We start from the raw sequence: 17,953 nt of genomic DNA on the forward strand, positions 1-17,953 counted from the left end.
ATAAACATGGCTAACAACTTAAATTACGCAGAATTATACCAAGCAGGATTACAAACGCGTTATCCTGGTCGTTTATACTTTGAAAAATTATGGAATACACCAAGTAATAGTTTAGTTAAATTCTCTGACGCTAAAACTATTAAATTACCACGGCTAACTGTTACTTCTGGTCGTAAAGATTATGGTCGCGATACGGTTACAACTCCAGGACGTAACTTCGAAAACGATTGGGAAACAAAAACACTAACAAATGACCGTTACTGGGATACACTTATTGATCCTATGGATATTGATGAAACGAACATGGTAGCATCCATTGTTAACATCACACGTGTTTATAATGATAATGAAAAAATCCCTGAAAAAGATAAGTACATGATTTCACGCTTATTCAGTGAAAAGAAATCTAAAGATAATGGCGCCGGAAATAAAGAGATTGCAATTACTCCCGAAAATGCTTTAACTGTATTCGATGAACTTATGGAAAATATGGATGAAAAAGAAGTTCCACAAGAAGGACGTTTATTATATGTACTCCCTACCGTTAAAACTGCATTGAAGCAGGCTAAAGAAATTGCAAGATATATGGGAGTTCAAAATAATAACGGGCAAATCAATCGTGTAGTTAACCGCTTAGATGAAGTTGAAATTATTGGTGTTCCTTCTTCTCGTATGAAGACACTATACAACTTTACAAATGGCGCTAAACCTGATCCAACAGCACAGCAGATTCAAATGATGTTAATTCATACATCTTGTATGGTTGCACCTGAAAAATATGAATTCGTTTCAGTTGATGAACCTAGTGCAAAAACTGCCGGAAAATACTTTTACTTTGAGCGCTCATACGATGGCGTATTTATGTTTGATACTAAAACAGATGGTATTGCATTCGTAACAGCGCCAAAAGCATAGGAGGGGAATCATTATGGCCGTAGTCGTAAAAAAAGAGAACCGTGTATTAACAGTTGAAGAACAAAATTTAGATGCATATCTTGCAGAAGGTTATGATCAAGTAGAACTTAATGAGGACAGAACCGCTTATGTAGTTGTGACTCGTGCTACAGGTGGTCGCGAAGTAACACTTTCTGAATTAAATACTGTTATTAAAGAAAAAGATGCAATTACAGCAGAACGGGATGCTTTAGTTTCTGAAAACAAGAAATTAAAGGCTGAAATCGCAAAATTAAAGAAAGAACCTGCAGATAAATAGGTGATCATATGGCGTATATAGATACTGATTACTATACGAACATTTACAGGGGAACGCCTGTAGACGATATTGATATGTTAAATCGTATGATTGCAAGAGCTTCCGATGTAGTAGACCAAATAATTGATTACAAATTGAGTGGCGTTGATTTTAACAAATTAGCGCCATTTATTAAAGAACAAGTAATGAAAGCTACAGCTGCTCAAACAGAGTATATTGCCTTGTATGGCGAAACTTCTTCTAATACCATGATTGATACGCCTGTTATGCAGGTTGGTAAGTTCCGTTATGGATTACTAAGGGGCGGTAAATCTGAAGGACAAGGGCATGACGCACGAGTTGCACAAGGTACAGTCAAATTTTTAATACCAACTGGCTTACTTTATACAGGGGTGGCCGTGAATGATTAATGTAATCCCTATTCCATTGCACATGCTACCTCATACTGTTGAGTATCACGAATACATTGGCGAGGATGATGTTTGGGGCGGCGGTTCTGCCTCTTACGCTACTCCAATCACAATTAAAAGAGTACGCGTACAACCTAATGAGAAGGTATATAACGCAAATACCGGCGACAGCGTTACTTTTCAATCTATTTTATTTCATGACTCGGTTAATTCGTCCCCTGCCAATCAGGTTTTTAAAGAAAAATCTAAGATTGTTTGGAACGGAAAGGAAATGTTTATTAAAGAAGTTGAACCTCTTTATATAACAAATCCTAATAGACCACACCACACGGAGTTATATCTCCGATGATCAGGGTTAATGTACAGGTTGATACAGCGCAAATAGAGTCAAAAGTTATGAGGGCTACTGAAAAAGCGCAATTTACATTGGATGAACAAGTTCTAAAGGATAGCAATTTTTATGCTCCAGAAGATACCACGGATTTAATACGGTCTGGTGTCAGATTCAGTAGACCGGGAGAAGGTCATATTGAATGGAACACTCCATACGCGAGGCGCTTGTACTACAATCCACAATATAACTTTTCCAAAGATGTGAACCCTAACGCTCAAGGGTTATGGTTCGAAGTAGCTAAGGCTGCTCATTTAGTCGATTGGAAAAGAATCACAGAACAAACAATGAAAGATAATTTGTAGGTGATTACATGAAATGGTTAGTAGAAAGCGTGATCAAGCATTTAAATAAAGTTTCACCTCCAAATATTGTTTACGCACCTATCAAAGCAAATGTGTTAGATGTGGGAACTAACAATACACCAAGAAAGAGCATAGCTTTACGGGTTATCCCGTCTGCTCCTGGTCAACAGTATTTCGAAGGTGAAACGATTCGCAAACAGTTTCAAATACTCGTTAAGAGTCCTGACGGCTTAGAAGCGATGTCTAGTATCGAAGCTATTGCGGACGAGCTTCATAATCTCCATATGCGTAGTTTTCATAGTATTGATGATTCTTATAAGCTCATTACATTGGAAAAGTATGTGGAGCCTAATTGGGTCGATAAAACAGAGGCAAACGAGCAAATATATACCGTGCTTTTTAGTGCGGAATTAGAAAGAGGAGGTAATTGATTTGGGAAAAAATCAAGGTTTTTTATTGAATCATGGATATAAGTTTGAAATTAATGCTACATCTACTCCGGAAGTACCGGCATGGGAACGGATTGCTGCAGGTATTACATCTGTAGATCCTGACAATAACGAAGAATCGGATGAAAATTACTATTACGATGGTGGCGGCGCTGCCGAACGTGATATCGTCGGTTTTATGATGTCCTATGGATTTGAAGGGCATCGAAAATATGGAGATAAAGCACAGGATTATATCTTTAGTAAAACTAACAAAGTAGGTCCTGAACGAAAAACTGAATTCAGAGTAACCGAACCAAACGGGGATATATGGGAAGGTAAAGCAACTATTTCTGAAATTAAATCTCCGGGTGGAGATGCAAATGCTAAAGGTGAGATTGAATTCACAATTAGTTTTGACGGAGTTCCGAAATTTACAAAAGCAGTAGCTTAATCTTATTGAAAGAGTCGTTCATACGGCTCTTTTTCCTTTAAATACATTATATAAAACGGGAGATGGAACAGAATGACACAATTTAAATTTGAGTTTAAAAAGACGTATAAAGAGGTAGACGTTGCAGGTAAATTATTCAAAGTAGAATTTAATGATGATGCTTTAAACAAATATCAAAAATCGTTAAAACGCTTTAAAGATTCTACAAACGAACTGCAAAATTCAATTGCTGATTACGAAAAAGCTACCGACGAAGAAATTGACGCAGCAACAGAAAAGCAAAAAGAAATCACAAAAGATGTAGTGGAGACTTTCTTAGGAGAAGGAACATTTGAAGAGTTGTATGAAATCGCTGGAAGAGCAGTTGCTAATTTACTGGGTCTTGTACATTACTTACAGGAAATTTACATTGAAGAATCTATGAAAACTGCTGAAAAGTCACAGTCTAAATACTTAGCGAATCTTAAAAAGTAAGGTGATCAGTAATGTTTAAACTTACTGATAGAAACAGAGATGTTTATACATGGGCAGGTGTCGATATAGAGCTAAACCTGTCCTTTGATAACATCTTAAAAATAATGGAGTTGTTCGATGATACAACAGTAGCAGATAGGGCTAAACCAAACATAGCTCTTATGATGCTCATTGTTGATCATAGAATATTAGAGCAACTTGATTGGCGCCGTAAAGAACAACTTATTATCGATGTATTCAAAGATAAACTGAATATCAATATATCGTCAGATAAGAAGAAAAATGAAATGACGGAAACAATAGGAGATACAGGTGATGAAAAACCGCCGGAAATACCTATTGTTAACTTTACACTAGATGCAGAAATGATTTTTGCGTCTTTTTTGTATGACTATGGAATCAATTTGTTTGAGCAACAAGGGATATTACAGTGGAGTGATTTCCTAGCTTTATTTAATAACTTGTCCGAAAAGACGCCGATGCGCACAGCGATACACTATCGAACTTGCGATATACCCGCGAAGGATAAATATAACGCAGAAGAAAGAAAGCATATCAAAAAAATGAAGGAACGTTATGAACTTCCTGAAGCCAAAGAAATTCGAGAAGCAATAGAATTAAAAGCCTTCCAAGATCGTATGACAGCGCAAAAGAACATGCTGAAAGGTAGGTGATATAAATGGCTGATGGTCACGTTAATATAGATACCCGGCTTGAAACTGGTAACATCCGTAGAGATGTACAACGTGTTAATGCTGAATTAAATCGCATCGGAAATAACATGGGCCGAACAGCTCAAGGGATGCGTAACGAAATGGGCCGGGGAATGCAAGGTATGGTTGGCGACTCGGAATATTATGCTAGACAGTACCGCCGTGCTTATGGAAACGAGATAGGCGGTCTTATGGGCGATATAGGAAGCTCATACCGTTATATGTCTGCTGAAGCTAGAGGCATGATGATGGAAATGCAACAAGGTTTCTATGCTCAAAAAATGGCTATGATTCCTTTTAAAGAAGACCAAATAAAAGCGACTTATGGATTTTATCAAATGGCTCAGGCTTCTAAGGATTTTCAAGGTACAAACCGAACGTTCATAGATCAAGCGAATGATATAGGGAAAGCGATGAAAGCCTCTCAAGATGCTCAAATTAATGCGAATCGATTAGCAATGATGGGCATGCTTCAAACTATTGGTGCTATGAATGCAATGTCTTCTGCTGCATCTAAAACAACTAAAAACTTAGATCAGATGAAAAACCCGTTGTACAATACCGCTAGACCTGCTCTTGCATTAGTTGACAGTTTGGATAGAGTTGCACGTAGTGGATCGGCAGCACAAATTGCATTAGAGTTACATGGTCCACAGGCAAGTATGAAAACTCTGACGGATGAAGCGATGAGACTTAATACGGTGATGATGGGAATGCCTATCCTAGCATTAGGCGTCGGTATGTCGGTTTACTTCATGTATGGAGCGCTACATAAAGCTAACATGGAGCTAAACCCCAAATACGCTGAAGCTTACAACGAGATGATTGAGAAACTTACAAAAGCCTTAGAACCAATGAGACAAGCCTTTGCAGCTGTTGCCGTGCCTATCTTTAATTTTGTTACAAAACTTGCAGAAATGACTATAGCATTCAACGAGGCTCATCCGGCACTCGCGCGATTCATTCAAGGTACTATTATGTTAGTCCCTGCATTGATGGCACTTATGCTACCTCTAGCCCTTGGTGTCGGATACTTCAGAGGATTGAGGGCGATTCTATTCGCATTACGACCAATAATAATGCCAGTTGCAACTGCATTCGCTACCTTATCAACACCAGTATGGGTCGTAGCGGCTGCTATAGCAGGATTAACAGTAGGATTTACCCATTTTTACAAAACGAACGAAAAATTCAAGGGATTTGTAGACGGAACTATTAAAAGTATTAAAGATTTCGGCAGTGCCCTTGTTAAAAATACATCTGAATTAATCCAAAGTGCTTACAAATCTGATATGGTGCAGAATAGCATAAAAGCCCTGCAAACCGGATTTGCTACAGCAGGTAAGAAATCTTTAGAGTTCGGATCTAATATGGCTAGTTTGGGAAAATACCTTTACTACACGGCTTTAGACGGCGACCATCTCAATGATTGGATTACTCATCTTCCTGAATCTTGGCAAGGTGCTGTAATGGCTACGGGACAAGCTGTATCGGCGATAAGAGGTCATATTATTTCTTTATTCGGCGCTACAATGCAATTAGGGAAAGATTTGACGCAGTTAGGTAGCTATTTAATAAATGTGGCCCTAACAGGAAATATCTTCTCTGATGCGTTAAATGCTTTACCGCCGAGTGTACAGGGATTAGCAAATTCAATCGCTCCTGCGATATTGGCAGTTAACTCATTTGGACAATCTATCGTAGCTTTAGGAAAGTATTTTTACTTTGCTGCTTTAGATGGAGATAGCCTGAATGATTGGATTACTCATCTTCCTGTCAGTTGGCAAAATGCAGCTATGGCAGTAGGAAATGTTATTGCAACAATGTCAGAGTCATTTACATCATTATTTGGTCCACTTGATCAGATAGGATATGCATTCTTAAATTTTGGGAGATATATTCTTTCTGTTGTATCTACAGGAAGTTTAATGAATGGTTGGTTAAATCTTATGCCTGTAGGATTTCAAACGGCAGGTGTTCTAATAGGTAATGCGATTCTAATTATCAAAACAGCTATTTCTAGTTTAGTAGAGGCCGTTAGATTGGCTTTAGGTGGAGATACATCCCAACTCGGGCAAATCTTCATGACAATTATGCCTACACTGATAGGAATACTACTTGGTGGTTTACCTGCATTACTAATTACGGCATCTCATTTTCTACCTACAATCGTGAACGGTATCAATTTGATGCTACCGCTTTTAACTACGACAATAACCAACATGATTACTGGAATTGTAACAATTCTTACAACTTACTTACCGCAATTTTTAGAGCAAGGCGTTAAAATACTGACATTCTTAATAAATGGAGTGATTCAAGTTTTGCCTGTCGTAGTGACTACGCTCGTACAAGTTGCCACTGATTTGGTGAATTCTCTCGTCAACACAATTGGAACTTTACTACCCTTAATTTTAGATGCAGGAATCAAAATTTTGATGGCGGTAATTGACGGGATTATACAAAATTTACCTCAAATTATAAACGCGGCAATGCAAATGATAACTACGCTAGTGAACGCGATTTCTAGTTTACTCCCACAAATCCTAAATGCGGGAATTCAGATTTTAGGAGCTTTGATAAACGGAATTATGCAGGTTTTACCTAATTTGATCCAAACAGCCGTGATGTTGGTGACTAAAGTTGCTGAAATGTTAATTCAGAATCTCCCGAAAATTATAGAAGCCGGAATGAAAATTTTGATTGCGATTGTTGAAGGAATCGTAAAAGTTCTCCCTCAACTGATACAAACGGCTATACAATTAATCGTCAAAATAGCAGAAACAATTATACAAAATCTACCTAAGATTTTAGCGGCTGGCGTTCAAATTTTAACAATGCTAATACGTGGAATTATTCAGATTTTACCGCAGTTAATTTCTACAGCGCTAAGTCTTATTGTTAAAATAGCTCAAACAATAATCGCTAATTTACCACAAATTTTATCAGCAGGGGCGCAGATACTAGGAATGCTGATTAAAGGTATTTTATCGCTAATAGGGCAGCTTTTATCAACAATCACAAATAACGTTATCGGCGGCATTAAAAAATGTTTCAGTAATGCCGGAACCATGTTAGTGGACATAGGTAAAAATATAATTCAAGGTCTTATTAATGGTATCTCCGGGATGGTCGGAAATGCCGTATCAGCTGTAAAACGTGTAGCAAGCAATATTAAAGATGGAATTGCTGATTTCTTTGATATTCACTCTCCTTCTCGTGTGGCATACGCTTTGGGTGAGTTCGTAACTCAAGGTCTTGCTAATGGGATTGTATCCCTTAGTAGTTACGCTGTTAAAGAGACAGAACGAATGGCAAGTGCTATTATTGGCGCTTTTGATGAATTAGGAGAGGATATTACTTTAGGCGACTTTATAACTGGTTCAATGCCTGATGTTCCTGGGGCGATATCTGACGGTATTAACCTTGAAATCCCAAAAGTTAAGGGGTTGCTAAATAATTTATTAGATCTTCCTGAAATCAATACAGTTACAAATGTACAAAGTGGTAATAGTGGAATTCCAGAAAGAGATAACAGTGCTAGTAGAATTTTAAATAACGATTCATCCGGCGAGAATAGTTCGCCTACCTACTTAATTATGGATAAGAAAGTTGTTGGTGAATTGTTAGCTACAGATATAAAAGATATTAATGATCGAAATACTGTTAGGTTGGCTAAGTTTTCTTAAGAGAGGGGGTAAACATATTGGGTAATTCTAGTTTTACATTTAATAATATTCGTAAAGATTATATTTCTTTATTGATGGGCTTTAATCGTCCAGTGTTAGCTCCCGTTCGAAGGGAATTATTAAAAGTACCGCATCGACCAGGTGGGTATTTATTAAATACAGTAACCGAGGAACGTCAAATTGACGTTCCTTTTATTATTAAAGCGAAGAATCAGAGCGATTTACAAAAAATAAAAGAAGATTTAGCAAATTGGCTAATGACAGATCAACCGTGTGAATTGGTTTTTGATGATGAACCGGATAGAACATATTTAGCAGTATTAGATGGAAGTGTTGACCTCGAAGAATTGGTGTTTAGAGGGAAAGGGACACTTACATTTATTTGTCCAATGCCATACAAATTAGGAGCAACTAAAACAAGTGAGTTTGTTCAAAATTGGTCTACAGAAACAACAGCATATTTAACGAATCAGGGCAGCGTAGAAGCACCTCCAATAATCGAAATTGAGGTTAAAAAGCCAAGTACCTTTTTAGATGTTTGGTTTGGTGATTATCCTAATAAGCGTGATTATTTCCGTCTTGGCTATCCTCGAACTGTGGAGGAAACGCCAGTGCAAGCACGAGAACGTGTCATGTGGGATGAAATGACTACACCTGTAGGATGGACTCCTGTTACTGGGCAAGTTGAAGAAATGAAGGGTACAGGTAGTTTCAAGTCAAGAGGCGGTCACGCGCTGTATTGTGAAAATTTCGGGAAAGATAAAGGGTTTTACGGTGCAATAGCTAAGAAAAACATTCCAGGTGGACCATTACAAGATTTTGAAATGGAGACATGGATGACCTTTCAGTCCAAAAGCATCGGAGAAATGGGGCGTTGTGAAGTTCTTCTGCTAGATGATACCAGTAATATAGTAGCTCGAATCAATATGAATGATTTATATGCAGATGCGGAAATTACAAAGGCATATATGAGAGTTGGTAATAGCGGAACGCCTAATAGTATTAAAAAATTAGTAGATACAAGTGGAGGATACACGACTACATTTAATAAGTTCCGGGGGCGCTTACGTATCGCTAGAAGGGGCAAGCAATGGTCTGTTTATGTAGCTAAATTTATAGATGGTACTGAAACAGATGGAGCTTCTCTAGTCGAACAATGGCACGATTTAGATAATACCCCAATGACAAACCGAAAAATCGCGCAAGTTATGATTGCGATTTGCAAGTGGGATAATTATACACCAGTTGATATCATGCAAATTGATGACTTGAAAATTTGGAAAGTAAATAAGGTTGATGATAACGCAAGGTCATTTATCTATGATGTTGGCGACAAAATTATCATTGATACCGAAAAAAGTCTCGTCACCATAAATGGGAAGAATGCTATAAATATAAAGGATATTTTCAGTAACTTCCCGGCTGTTATAAAGGGGTATAACAGAATTGATATATCCCCACCTGATGTGAAAGCGACAGTATTGTTCAGGGAGAGATACCTATGAGGCAGCCTAGCGGAACACTTCATATTGCAGATTTCCAATCAGGGGAAATTGTATCGGCTATCCAATCAAGCGATTATTGGGACGATAAAAGGCATTGGGAAATTAAAAATAATGTAGATATACTTGATTTCACCGTTTTTGATGGAACTGAACAAGCAGCAACATTAATGCAACAAAATTTAGTTTTAAAAGAAGTTAGCGGCGGGCGTATAGTCCCGTATGTAATCGATGATACAGCTAAAAGTTCAGATGGACGCTCTCTTACGGTATACGCTTCTGCAGAATGGGTTTTATTGAAAAAAGCAGGAATTATTAAACCACAAAAATTCGAATCGAAGACGGCACGTGAATTAACTTCTATTGCCTTAGCTGGAACAAAGTATGAAATAGGATTTATTGAATACTCCGGTTTTCATACCATGACAATCGATGAGTTTATCGATCCGTTAAAATTTCTAAAGGATATTGCTGCTCTTTTTAATTTGGAAATTGTATTTCGGGTCGAAGTTATCGGCTCTCGAATTGTCGGCCGTTACGTAGATATGGTGCAAAGACGGGGGAAAGATACTGGTAAAGAGGTCACTTTAGGTAAAGATTTAAAAGGTATTGTCCGCAGAGAAAATTCGAGTAACATTTGCACAGCGTTAGTCGGGTTTGTAAGAGGGGAAAATGACAAATTAATAACGGTAGAGAGTATTAATAACGGTCTCCCTTATATTGTCGATAGTTCAGCTTTTCAGCGTTGGAACGAAAATGGTCAACACAAATTTGGTTTTTATACACCAGAAACAGAAGATCAAAACATGTCACCAGAGCGCTTAATGGCACTTATGAAAATTGAATTTAAAAAACGGATGAATTCTACTGTTCAATATGAAGTGGATGCAATTGCACTTGATGAGATATTTGGATTGTCACACGAGGAAACTACAGAAGGTGACATTATAAGGATTAAAGATACAGGATTTACCCCTAAATTATATCTAATCGCTCGCGCTATCGCTGGCGATGAATCATTTACGAATCCATCTGAAAATAAATATGTGTTTGGTGATTATATAGAAGTCATCGATACAAGAGAAGAAATGCAAAAACTATACAATAAGATTCGAAATTCCTTGTGGGATAAAGCGAGTAACGAAGCTTTAAAGCTACTAGAAAAACAATTAGAGGTAACGTCGAACGGTTTCAATGATAAATTAATAGCTATGAAGACTAGTATTGAAGAAACAGATGAAGCGATACGTTTAAATGCTCAAGCTGTCAATCAGCAGATGCAAAAGCTATCATCCACTTTAGAAGTAAACGCGAGAGAGATAAAGGCGAAGGTCGGAAAAGGTGATATTGCTTCTGAACTAAATATTAATCCGCAAAGTGTACTTATTAAATCAGAGCTTATCGATTTAGTAGGTAAAGTAAAAGCTGAATGGTTAATTGCAGGATTACTCATGGGGATGACAATTAAGACGAGTAATACTAATGAACATTTGCATATGGAAAATCAGGTTATTCGTTTTGTGAACCAAGGGTCAGACAAGATGGTAATAGGTTTTGAAAATGAATGGAAAAGTAAAACACGTAACCCATATATCATATTAGGTGAAGGTGATGGCTCTGGAAAAAACTTTGGGAGCATTTATAAAGATGGTAACGGTGTTTATTATCGTTATGTAGATTTAAATGGGTTAGAGAGCAATATGCGATTAACACAAATGGGTAATGTCGGTATCACAGCTCAAAATACAATGTGGCTAGATTCAAATGGATCGATAAATATCGATGGCAAAGACGTGGTTGTAATTAATAATAATGGTTCACGTGTTGCAAGCTTCAGGGCTAAAAGTGGCGGAGTGGATTCTGATTTATCCATAGGAATAAATCACACATTACGTTCTTCTAGAGCTACAGGATACGATAAACTATTACAGCTGAAAAATGGCGATGGCAGCCAATTCAGAGGACTAGAACTATCGGAAATAACGGCTTACGAAGGGATAAGAACAAAGGCTAATTTTTGGGCTGATGGAAACTCTTATGCAACGGAGCACATCAATAAATCGTCAGAGAAATTCAAAACATCTATACATGAATTACCGTTTTCTCCTCTTGAAAAAATAAGAGGGCTGAAGGTAAAAAAATATGTCATGAAAAAAGACATGTACGAGCTGTATCAGATGCGAATGAATAAACCGCCTGAGAGGACTGAACCTTACACAACAGCTGATATTGAAACCTACTATGGCTTAATTGCAGAAGAAACAGATTCCGTATTCACAACATCCGACAAGGATGGAATAAAAAACTATGCTACATTATCAATACTTACGGCAGCCGTTCAAGAATTAGAGCAAAAGTATGATGCAGAAATCCAAGTATTGAAAAAAAGTCATCAAGATGAGATGGAAAGTATGAATAAGCGTGTGGAGGAACTAGAAAAAATGGTTCAACAATTAATTAGTTAAACCCAAGGGAGCAGCAAACGCTGGTCTTTTTTATTTTGCATAAAGGAGTGATTTTATGACATTTAAAACTTATGAAATCAATGTAGATTTAGTAAATGATATATCCACGACTAGTGCCATTCGCTTCTCGCAGAATGATAGAAACTCCGCTAAATTGTTACTAACAATAACAAATAAGGGAGAAGAAATTGATTTAAGTAAGGCGAAATCAGTACGGATGTCATTTAAAAAACCGGATGGAACTCGCGTATTTCAAAACGATTGCCAACCGATTAACCCATTAAAAGGGAAATATCAAATTCTCTTAAAAACACAAACGTTAACATCGATTGGTAATGTTATCGCACAGATCCACATTGAAGAAGAAGACAGAATCCTTGATACACAGAAATTCTTATTTGTGGTAAATGAATCGTTAGCGGGTGACGGTGCAGTTGAGTCCACAAATGACTTCACAATTATTAAAAAGGCTCTTGAATTAGGAGAGAAGTTTAAAGATGTAGATTTCGACCCGATTATTAAAGCGGGAGAATTAGCACAGGGAGCGTTACCGAAAACTGGCGGGACTCTTAGAGGAACTGTAGTTATGGAGACTGGTGATTTTGAATTCAAGAATCCCATGAGCGATGTCTTATTCAGAAATAACCAGTCAGGTATTTTTGCCTTCTATGATAAAGCTCAAGACCAAGTTATTTGGACTTATAATAGTAAAACTAAAGAGTTCATTGTAGGTAGTACGACAAACCTCCTAAAGAAAACAGGGGATACGATGACAGGTAACTTATTGTTACAAAGCCCAAATACAGAAGCAACGAGAAAGATTTCCTTTATTAATGAAAGTGGCAATGAAGCGTACAATTGGTCCTATCAAGGTGGAAGATTGGCTATGAGGGATGTACTAGGGTCTCAAGATATTTGGATTTACTCGGCACAAACTAAGACTTTCAATCTTATGGTTCCTAATACGAATATCGTTACGAAAACAAAAGACGGACGAGCTACTTTAACGCTGACAGAAAATGCCACTCAATACGGTTCAACTTATACTCCCGTAGCGACAAGGAGAGGGAATACTGTAACTCTTAGAATGGTGATATCTAGAAATGGGAATGACAATGGAGTTATAACAACACTACCTGCTGATATGAGACCTGTAGACGGAGTAACTTCTACAATTGTGGCAAGCGATGGGACTTCAAGTGACGTAGTTATTAGGTTAAATGGAGAAGTTGAAATTCTTACTAAAAATAAAACGTATCGCATCTTGTTAACTTACGTAGTAGATTAAGGAGGAAAGGACATGGCTAAATATTACGGTTATTGCTATGACGAAAACGGGAAGTTCACAGAAATGATTCCTTTAGAAGAAAAGGCGATCACAGAGAAACAAACTTTCTATAGAGAAGAACAGAAAGAAATCGTTACAGAGGAGAAGCTATGCGAGTTACACCAATCTATTGAGGATGGTACGTATGTACCTGTTGAGATTCCGCAACCTGAAGGAGAGGGAGGAGAGGAGCAAGTACCTATCTATGAGGAGCCAATTGACAAGCATGATTGTCCTGATTGTGTTATGCATAGTGTGGAATATGAACCTATCAAAGTACCATACGAGGAAGATGTCATTGTAGGTTATGAGCCTGACATCCCTGATAATTGTACATTAGAGGTTTGTCCATGGTTAGGTTACGAGCCTGTATTCAAAGATGGTATGTGGGTGAAAACAATTGAACCCGAACCAGTAGAACCGCAACCAGAAGAACCATCGGAATTAGAAAAAATTAAAAAGCAACAGGAATTAATGCAGCAAGCTATGGATGAAATGATTATACAAAATCCAACGCCGGATGAATTAGCAGAGTTAAAGAAACGTTTGATACTTATGCAATCAGCAATTGATGACCTCATCATTTCTACTACGCCAGAAACATTGGAAGGAGGTAGTAACTAATGGCTGAATATATGGCACAACGAATAATCGATGAAGCTTTTACTTATACGTTTATTATTATCAAAATGAAGGCGTATAAGGAGCGTATCGATAAATACCTAACTGACAATGGAAGAGCAGATTTAATTACAGATAGCGTAGTAGTTGGCTATTTAGGATAAATAAAATATAGATTGTAAAGACAAGCGTGCAGCAGCAGGCTTTTTTATTTTGAATAAAGGAGTGGAAAGATGGATCGTATTGATGTATTAATGAAAACATTTATAGCTACGTTTGGAGCTTTTTGCGGGTACTTTTTGGGAGGATGGGATGCAACATTGAAGGTTTTAGTTACAATGGCAATCATTGATTACCTGACAGGCGTAATTGCTGCAGGATTCAATGGAGAATTAAAAAGTAAAGTCGGTTTTAAAGGCATCGCCAAAAAGGTGGTGCTTTTTCTTTTAGTTGCAGCAGCCACTCAAGTTGATGTGATTATGGGAACAAATAGTGCGGTTCGTGAAGCGACAATCTTTTTATTCATTGGAAATGAGTTGTTGTCTCTTTTAGAAAACGCAGGCCGTATGGGGATTACTTTACCTTCAGCACTAACGAATGCAGTTGAAATTTTAGGTGGTAAACAAAAACAAGAAGAGAAAAAAGGAGATGTTGAATAATGGGGTGTTTCGCAGGTTCAGGTGGTCATAATAAAATTGTACCAGGTGCGGATAGTAAATTTGGAATTGAGCATGTGGAGGATAGAAAGTTCTTAGATGCTGTTGCTAAATATGTACAAGCGGCAGGATGGAAATATGTAAACTGCTCAGATGAGGTTGGAACAACAAAAACCGCAGTTTGGAGTAATGCAGCAAATAACCATTTACGAGTAAAAGATAGCGATGTAGATTTACAGTTTCATTTAAACGCTACACCAGGAGGAACAGGGTGTGAAGTTTGGTTGCATCCTTCATATGGTAACAGAGAATTAGCGGCAAAGATTTCGAAAGCGATGGCTGATGCTTTTGGATTAAGAGATAGAGGGATTAAATTTTCTACTGAGTTAGGGTGGATTAATAAGACGAAAACTGGACTATTACCAGAGATTTGCTTTATTGATAATGAAACGGATATGCAAAAGTATCGCGCTAATTTTGATAAAGCAGCTAAAGCAGTAGCGGAGGTTATTGTGGGTAAATCCATTCAATCTTCTGGTACAAGTCAACCTACTCCACCAGCTAAACAAAACATCATCCAAACAGGTGCTTTTTCACCTTATGAAACGCCTGATGTTATGGGGGCATTAACGTCCCTAAAAATGACAGCTGAATTTATTTTAAAACCTAATGGAGAAACGTATTTCATTTCTAATCCAACCTCAGACGCTCAATTAAAAGGTATGAAAGACTGGCTTGATCGTAAAGGTTGGTGGTATGAAGACAAGTAAAAATAAGAGCCGATTCCAATTAAGGAGTCGGCTTTTTTTGTTCATAATTATTATTTTTTTTGATGACATTCTCTATCTTGCGTAATCATCTGTACAATTTTTTCATTTTCTTCAATCTCCCACGGGTCAGCAGCCCCATTGAAAACATACCCGCAATTTGTACACTCTTCTCTTTGAAGACCTTCAATATCATCTATTGTCGTTTCAACAGATTCACGCGCCTTACAAATATCACAATCGTACGGTTCTAAATCAAACATGTATATTCCTCCTTTTTATTTACACCCTAGCACACAATGTGGCGGTATTTCCGTCACATTAAAAATTAAATTTCAATTATTTTCGCATTAGGTTTTTTCATAGGGAATTGTATAAGTTCTAATGCTTTTTCTGCTTCCTCATAAGTGTCAAATTCTAATTCTTTATCTTCTTTTCCTGGTTCGCAATCGGTTAATATAAAACCTTCACCACGTATTACAAAAGCCATATTACAACAACCCTTTTTCTTCAAAGAATTTACGGAATATATTATTTGCTAACTGTGATTGAGCGCCTCTACCTGGTTTCTTACCTAAAAGCTTTTTAATTACTTTATTGATATCCTCGTCTAAATAAAAACCAACTAATACCTTCTTATTAGTTTCATTCAAAAAGGCAAGAACATCGTCTTCTTCCTCTTCTTCAGATCCTTTTTTACCTGGTTCCTCAGGAACTTCAGGAATTTCAGGAATTTCAGGTACTTTAGGAACCTCGGGTTCTTCTTCATTAACATCATTATTTGGTTCCGTTAATATTTCATTATTTTCATCGTTAACGTCATTGTTTTCAGGTGTTTCTTTTGGGGTTTCATTTTGCTCTTGTTTCGTTGTTGTTTCGTTAACATTAACATTAATATTAGCGTTATCATTTTGTTGTTGTTTTGATTCTGTTTCTTTTTCTTTATCTCTTGTCGCGCTATTTGGGAAAAGGTTAGATACTTTGCGAGTCAATTTCATTCAGCTCCTTAAATAGATTTTTATAGTAAAATGCAAATTCATTATTTCTCTTTGCTAAAGTTAACGGTAATTCTTCATTAGCAATTGCATTAGCAAACTGAATACTTTTAGGTATAAATGCATCAAAATAATGTACATTTTCAGATTTACAAAATTCTTTTGCATCCTGCATAACCGTTTGATGTAAAACCGTATTCTTTTGCACGAGTGTAGACGCTACACCTGTAATTTTTAAACTTGGGTTGTTTTGTTCGCGGAATCCATTTAGGGCATCCATTAACTTAATCAACGATCTAACATTATATTTTTCTGGTTGGAAAGGTATCATGATATTATCCGTACAACAAATAACGTTACTTTGAATTAATCCAGAACTAGGCGGGCTATCAAAAAGAATAACATCATACTCTTCTTCGACAGATATTAAAGCTACCTTCAATAAAAGATATGGATTAATATACTTATCCTGATTAGGTAGAATATCAAAATCTAACAAGCCCATATCTGAATTAGACGGTAATACATCAATATTTTCATAGACATTAATAATTGCCTCTTTTGCTGGTACATAATCCACAAGAACGTCATACAACGTTATCTTGCATTCATCCGGATTTCTACCGAATGACAGTAGAACGTCACCCTGCTGATCAGCATCAACAATTAATACCTTTTTCCCTTGTTTAGCAAATAAGCCAGCTATATTTACAGTCATAGAAGACTTCAATACACCGCCTTTGTTTTGCACAAAAGCCAATTTATAAGCCATTTTTATACCTCCCACACTATTAATAAGATGATTATATAAAGTTATCGCAACATTAACGTTAATATTACTGTTGTATTAATACATTTTTATTGTACATGAAACATTTCTTTATTAAAGCAATAATCCCTTTAATAATTTTTCGATATGTTAATATTTATAATTTATTACGGTATGTGAAATTAAAGGGCTTTGTTATTATTTTATAAACCTGCTGATTTAAAAATTTCCATAACTTCTTTTACGCTAAACCCTAAATTTGTATATGTTCCCATTTGCAAGTGATTATCTAATGTAATCATTTCGATATCGATAGTTTTATTTAACTTATTAGCGTTTTGGAGAACGATGTTTTTAAACTCATCGAATTTAACTTCATTCATTACTGCAGATTCATCTTTAGGTTTTTCTTCTTCTCCAACCCATTCTGGGGTCATTTCAGTACGTATAGGTTTAGATCCAGATGATTTCGCTCTATCCGTTCTTACTTTTTGTTTCTGGCCAAGCTTTGACATTTTCTCTTCTACAACTTTAATAACAAAGTTTTCAGCAGCAACTAAATCGGTCGTTCCAATTGCTTTGCATTTACTAGAAACATCATGAATAGCTTTAATAGTTTTTTGGTTTGTAATCTCTCGCTCTTGTATTTTTGAATTCATTAAATCAAGAATTGTAGATTCAGTAATAGGGTTAGTTATAATTTCTTCTTCTTCAAAAGTAAGTAATGAAGGGACCTTCTGAAGTAAACCTTCTGGTATTGTTCTACCATTTTGG

21 protein-coding genes and 1 pseudogene are annotated in these 17,953 nt (G+C 36.7%); 17 read left to right on the forward strand and 5 right to left on the reverse strand.

The annotated features are described in order from the left end of the window. Nucleotides 1-6 precede the first annotated feature (6 nt). From ACTFOB_RS25570 to ACTFOB_RS25650, 17 genes are all read left to right on the forward strand, one after another. Nucleotides 7-915, forward strand: a complete 909-nt coding sequence (locus ACTFOB_RS25570) for a capsid protein (RefSeq protein ID WP_440029939.1) — start codon at nt 7-9, stop codon at nt 913-915. Between the two features lie 13 nt (nt 916-928). Then, nucleotides 929-1,213 (forward strand): hypothetical protein, encoded by a 285-nt coding sequence (locus ACTFOB_RS25575; protein ID WP_440029937.1) that lies wholly within the window; start codon nt 929-931, stop codon nt 1,211-1,213. An 8-nt stretch (nt 1,214-1,221) separates the two neighbouring features. Then, the gene (locus ACTFOB_RS25580; RefSeq protein WP_440029935.1) at nt 1,222-1,623 is read left to right on the forward strand and encodes a hypothetical protein; all 402 of its coding nucleotides are present in this window, start codon (nt 1,222-1,224) and stop codon (nt 1,621-1,623) included. Next, nucleotides 1,616-1,972 (forward strand): putative minor capsid protein, encoded by a 357-nt coding sequence (locus ACTFOB_RS25585; RefSeq protein ID WP_440029934.1) that lies wholly within the window; start codon nt 1,616-1,618, stop codon nt 1,970-1,972. Before ACTFOB_RS25580 ends, ACTFOB_RS25585 begins: the two co-directional genes overlap by 8 nt. Beyond that, nucleotides 1,969-2,319 carry a minor capsid protein gene (locus ACTFOB_RS25590; RefSeq protein ID WP_440029932.1) on the forward strand — a complete coding sequence of 117 codons (351 nt, stop codon included), beginning with the start codon at nt 1,969-1,971 and terminating at the stop codon, nt 2,317-2,319. Before ACTFOB_RS25585 ends, ACTFOB_RS25590 begins: the two co-directional genes overlap by 4 nt. Nucleotides 2,320-2,327: 8 nt before the next feature. Beyond that, nucleotides 2,328-2,750: a minor capsid protein gene (locus ACTFOB_RS25595; protein ID WP_440029930.1), complete on the forward strand. Its 423-nt coding sequence runs from the start codon at nt 2,328-2,330 to the stop codon at nt 2,748-2,750. Between the two features lies 1 nt (nt 2,751). Beyond that, nucleotides 2,752-3,201, forward strand: a complete 450-nt coding sequence (locus tag ACTFOB_RS25600; RefSeq protein WP_440032743.1) for a phage tail tube protein — start codon at nt 2,752-2,754, stop codon at nt 3,199-3,201. Between the two features lie 72 nt (nt 3,202-3,273). Then, a complete protein-coding gene (locus ACTFOB_RS25605; protein ID WP_440029927.1) occupies nt 3,274-3,675 on the forward strand; it encodes a hypothetical protein in 402 nt (133 codons plus the stop codon). Nucleotides 3,676-3,686: 11 nt separating this feature from the next. After that, nucleotides 3,687-4,349, forward strand: coding sequence for a Gp15 family bacteriophage protein (locus tag ACTFOB_RS25610; protein WP_440029925.1), 663 nt, complete (start codon nt 3,687-3,689; stop codon nt 4,347-4,349). 5 nt (nt 4,350-4,354) lie between these two features. Beyond that, nucleotides 4,355-8,077, forward strand: a complete 3,723-nt coding sequence (locus ACTFOB_RS25615; protein WP_440029923.1) for a carbamoyl-phosphate synthase large subunit — start codon at nt 4,355-4,357, stop codon at nt 8,075-8,077. A 74-nt stretch (nt 8,078-8,151) separates the two neighbouring features. Beyond that, on the forward strand, nt 8,152-9,582 hold the full coding sequence (locus tag ACTFOB_RS25620) for a distal tail protein Dit (protein WP_440029972.1): 1,431 nt from the start codon (nt 8,152-8,154) through the stop codon (nt 9,580-9,582). Then, nucleotides 9,579-12,044: a phage tail spike protein gene (locus tag ACTFOB_RS25625; RefSeq protein WP_440029921.1), complete on the forward strand. Its 2,466-nt coding sequence runs from the start codon at nt 9,579-9,581 to the stop codon at nt 12,042-12,044. Before ACTFOB_RS25620 ends, ACTFOB_RS25625 begins: the two co-directional genes overlap by 4 nt. A gap of 55 nt (nt 12,045-12,099) precedes the next feature. Then, the gene (locus ACTFOB_RS25630) at nt 12,100-13,332 is read left to right on the forward strand and encodes a BppU family phage baseplate upper protein (RefSeq protein WP_440029920.1); all 1,233 of its coding nucleotides are present in this window, start codon (nt 12,100-12,102) and stop codon (nt 13,330-13,332) included. Nucleotides 13,333-13,344: 12 nt separating this feature from the next. Further along, nucleotides 13,345-13,995, forward strand: coding sequence for a hypothetical protein (locus ACTFOB_RS25635; RefSeq protein WP_440029918.1), 651 nt, complete (start codon nt 13,345-13,347; stop codon nt 13,993-13,995). Further along, nucleotides 13,995-14,156 carry a hypothetical protein gene (locus ACTFOB_RS25640; protein WP_440029917.1) on the forward strand — a complete coding sequence of 54 codons (162 nt, stop codon included), beginning with the start codon at nt 13,995-13,997 and terminating at the stop codon, nt 14,154-14,156. Before ACTFOB_RS25635 ends, ACTFOB_RS25640 begins: the two co-directional genes overlap by 1 nt. Before the next feature lie 69 nt (nt 14,157-14,225). Beyond that, nucleotides 14,226-14,651: a phage holin family protein gene (locus tag ACTFOB_RS25645; RefSeq protein ID WP_440029916.1), complete on the forward strand. Its 426-nt coding sequence runs from the start codon at nt 14,226-14,228 to the stop codon at nt 14,649-14,651. Continuing rightward, entirely contained in the window at nt 14,651-15,418 is a 768-nt protein-coding gene (locus ACTFOB_RS25650; protein WP_440029913.1) for an N-acetylmuramoyl-L-alanine amidase C-terminal domain-containing protein, read from the forward strand. Before ACTFOB_RS25645 ends, ACTFOB_RS25650 begins: the two co-directional genes overlap by 1 nt. A gap of 50 nt (nt 15,419-15,468) precedes the next feature. Here the strand turns inward: ACTFOB_RS25650 and ACTFOB_RS25655 are convergent, their stop codons facing one another. The 5 genes and pseudogenes from ACTFOB_RS25655 to ACTFOB_RS25675 form a co-directional block, all read right to left on the reverse strand. Next, nucleotides 15,469-15,678, reverse strand: a complete 210-nt coding sequence (locus ACTFOB_RS25655; RefSeq protein WP_440029911.1) for a hypothetical protein — start codon at nt 15,676-15,678, stop codon at nt 15,469-15,471. 65 nt (nt 15,679-15,743) lie between these two features. Beyond that, the gene (locus ACTFOB_RS25660) at nt 15,744-15,905 is read right to left on the reverse strand and encodes a hypothetical protein (protein ID WP_440029910.1); all 162 of its coding nucleotides are present in this window, start codon (nt 15,903-15,905) and stop codon (nt 15,744-15,746) included. A 1-nt stretch (nt 15,906) separates the two neighbouring features. Next, entirely contained in the window at nt 15,907-16,407 is a 501-nt protein-coding gene (locus tag ACTFOB_RS25665) for a hypothetical protein (RefSeq protein WP_440029908.1), read from the reverse strand. Beyond that, a complete protein-coding gene (locus ACTFOB_RS25670; protein ID WP_440029907.1) occupies nt 16,388-17,182 on the reverse strand; it encodes a ParA family protein in 795 nt (264 codons plus the stop codon). The genes ACTFOB_RS25665 and ACTFOB_RS25670 overlap by 20 nt, the downstream gene beginning before the upstream one ends. A 200-nt stretch (nt 17,183-17,382) precedes the next feature. Next, nucleotides 17,383-17,953, reverse strand: a pseudogene (locus ACTFOB_RS25675) (hypothetical protein); the annotation flags it as partial.

Origin of the sequence: Bacillus cereus group sp. MYBK79-1, from assembly GCF_051915365.1 — a bacterium.
GTDB lineage: Bacteria > Bacillota > Bacilli > Bacillales > Bacillaceae_G > Bacillus_A.

Bases quoted from the DNA above. Each gene is read 5' to 3' on its own strand.
- ACTFOB_RS25570 (WP_440029939.1), top strand. From the start codon at position 7: ATGGCTAACAACTTAAATTACGCAGAATTATACCAAGCAGGATTACAA.
- ACTFOB_RS25575 (WP_440029937.1), top strand. From the start codon at position 929: ATGGCCGTAGTCGTAAAAAAAGAGAACCGTGTATTAACAGTTGAAGAA.
- ACTFOB_RS25580 (WP_440029935.1), top strand. From the start codon at position 1,222: ATGGCGTATATAGATACTGATTACTATACGAACATTTACAGGGGAACG.
- ACTFOB_RS25585 (WP_440029934.1), top strand. From the start codon at position 1,616: ATGATTAATGTAATCCCTATTCCATTGCACATGCTACCTCATACTGTT.
- ACTFOB_RS25590 (WP_440029932.1), top strand. From the start codon at position 1,969: ATGATCAGGGTTAATGTACAGGTTGATACAGCGCAAATAGAGTCAAAA.
- ACTFOB_RS25595 (WP_440029930.1), top strand. From the start codon at position 2,328: ATGAAATGGTTAGTAGAAAGCGTGATCAAGCATTTAAATAAAGTTTCA.
- ACTFOB_RS25605 (WP_440029927.1), top strand. From the start codon at position 3,274: ATGACACAATTTAAATTTGAGTTTAAAAAGACGTATAAAGAGGTAGAC.
- ACTFOB_RS25610 (WP_440029925.1), top strand. From the start codon at position 3,687: ATGTTTAAACTTACTGATAGAAACAGAGATGTTTATACATGGGCAGGT.
- ACTFOB_RS25615 (WP_440029923.1), top strand. From the start codon at position 4,355: ATGGCTGATGGTCACGTTAATATAGATACCCGGCTTGAAACTGGTAAC.
- ACTFOB_RS25620 (WP_440029972.1), top strand. From the start codon at position 8,152: ATGGGCTTTAATCGTCCAGTGTTAGCTCCCGTTCGAAGGGAATTATTA.
- ACTFOB_RS25625 (WP_440029921.1), top strand. From the start codon at position 9,579: ATGAGGCAGCCTAGCGGAACACTTCATATTGCAGATTTCCAATCAGGG.
- ACTFOB_RS25630 (WP_440029920.1), top strand. From the start codon at position 12,100: ATGACATTTAAAACTTATGAAATCAATGTAGATTTAGTAAATGATATA.
- ACTFOB_RS25635 (WP_440029918.1), top strand. From the start codon at position 13,345: ATGGCTAAATATTACGGTTATTGCTATGACGAAAACGGGAAGTTCACA.
- ACTFOB_RS25640 (WP_440029917.1), top strand. From the start codon at position 13,995: ATGGCTGAATATATGGCACAACGAATAATCGATGAAGCTTTTACTTAT.
- ACTFOB_RS25645 (WP_440029916.1), top strand. From the start codon at position 14,226: ATGGATCGTATTGATGTATTAATGAAAACATTTATAGCTACGTTTGGA.
- ACTFOB_RS25650 (WP_440029913.1), top strand. From the start codon at position 14,651: ATGGGGTGTTTCGCAGGTTCAGGTGGTCATAATAAAATTGTACCAGGT.
- ACTFOB_RS25655 (WP_440029911.1), bottom strand. From the start codon at position 15,678: ATGTTTGATTTAGAACCGTACGATTGTGATATTTGTAAGGCGCGTGAA.
- ACTFOB_RS25660 (WP_440029910.1), bottom strand. From the start codon at position 15,905: ATGGCTTTTGTAATACGTGGTGAAGGTTTTATATTAACCGATTGCGAA.
- ACTFOB_RS25670 (WP_440029907.1), bottom strand. From the start codon at position 17,182: ATGGCTTATAAATTGGCTTTTGTGCAAAACAAAGGCGGTGTATTGAAG.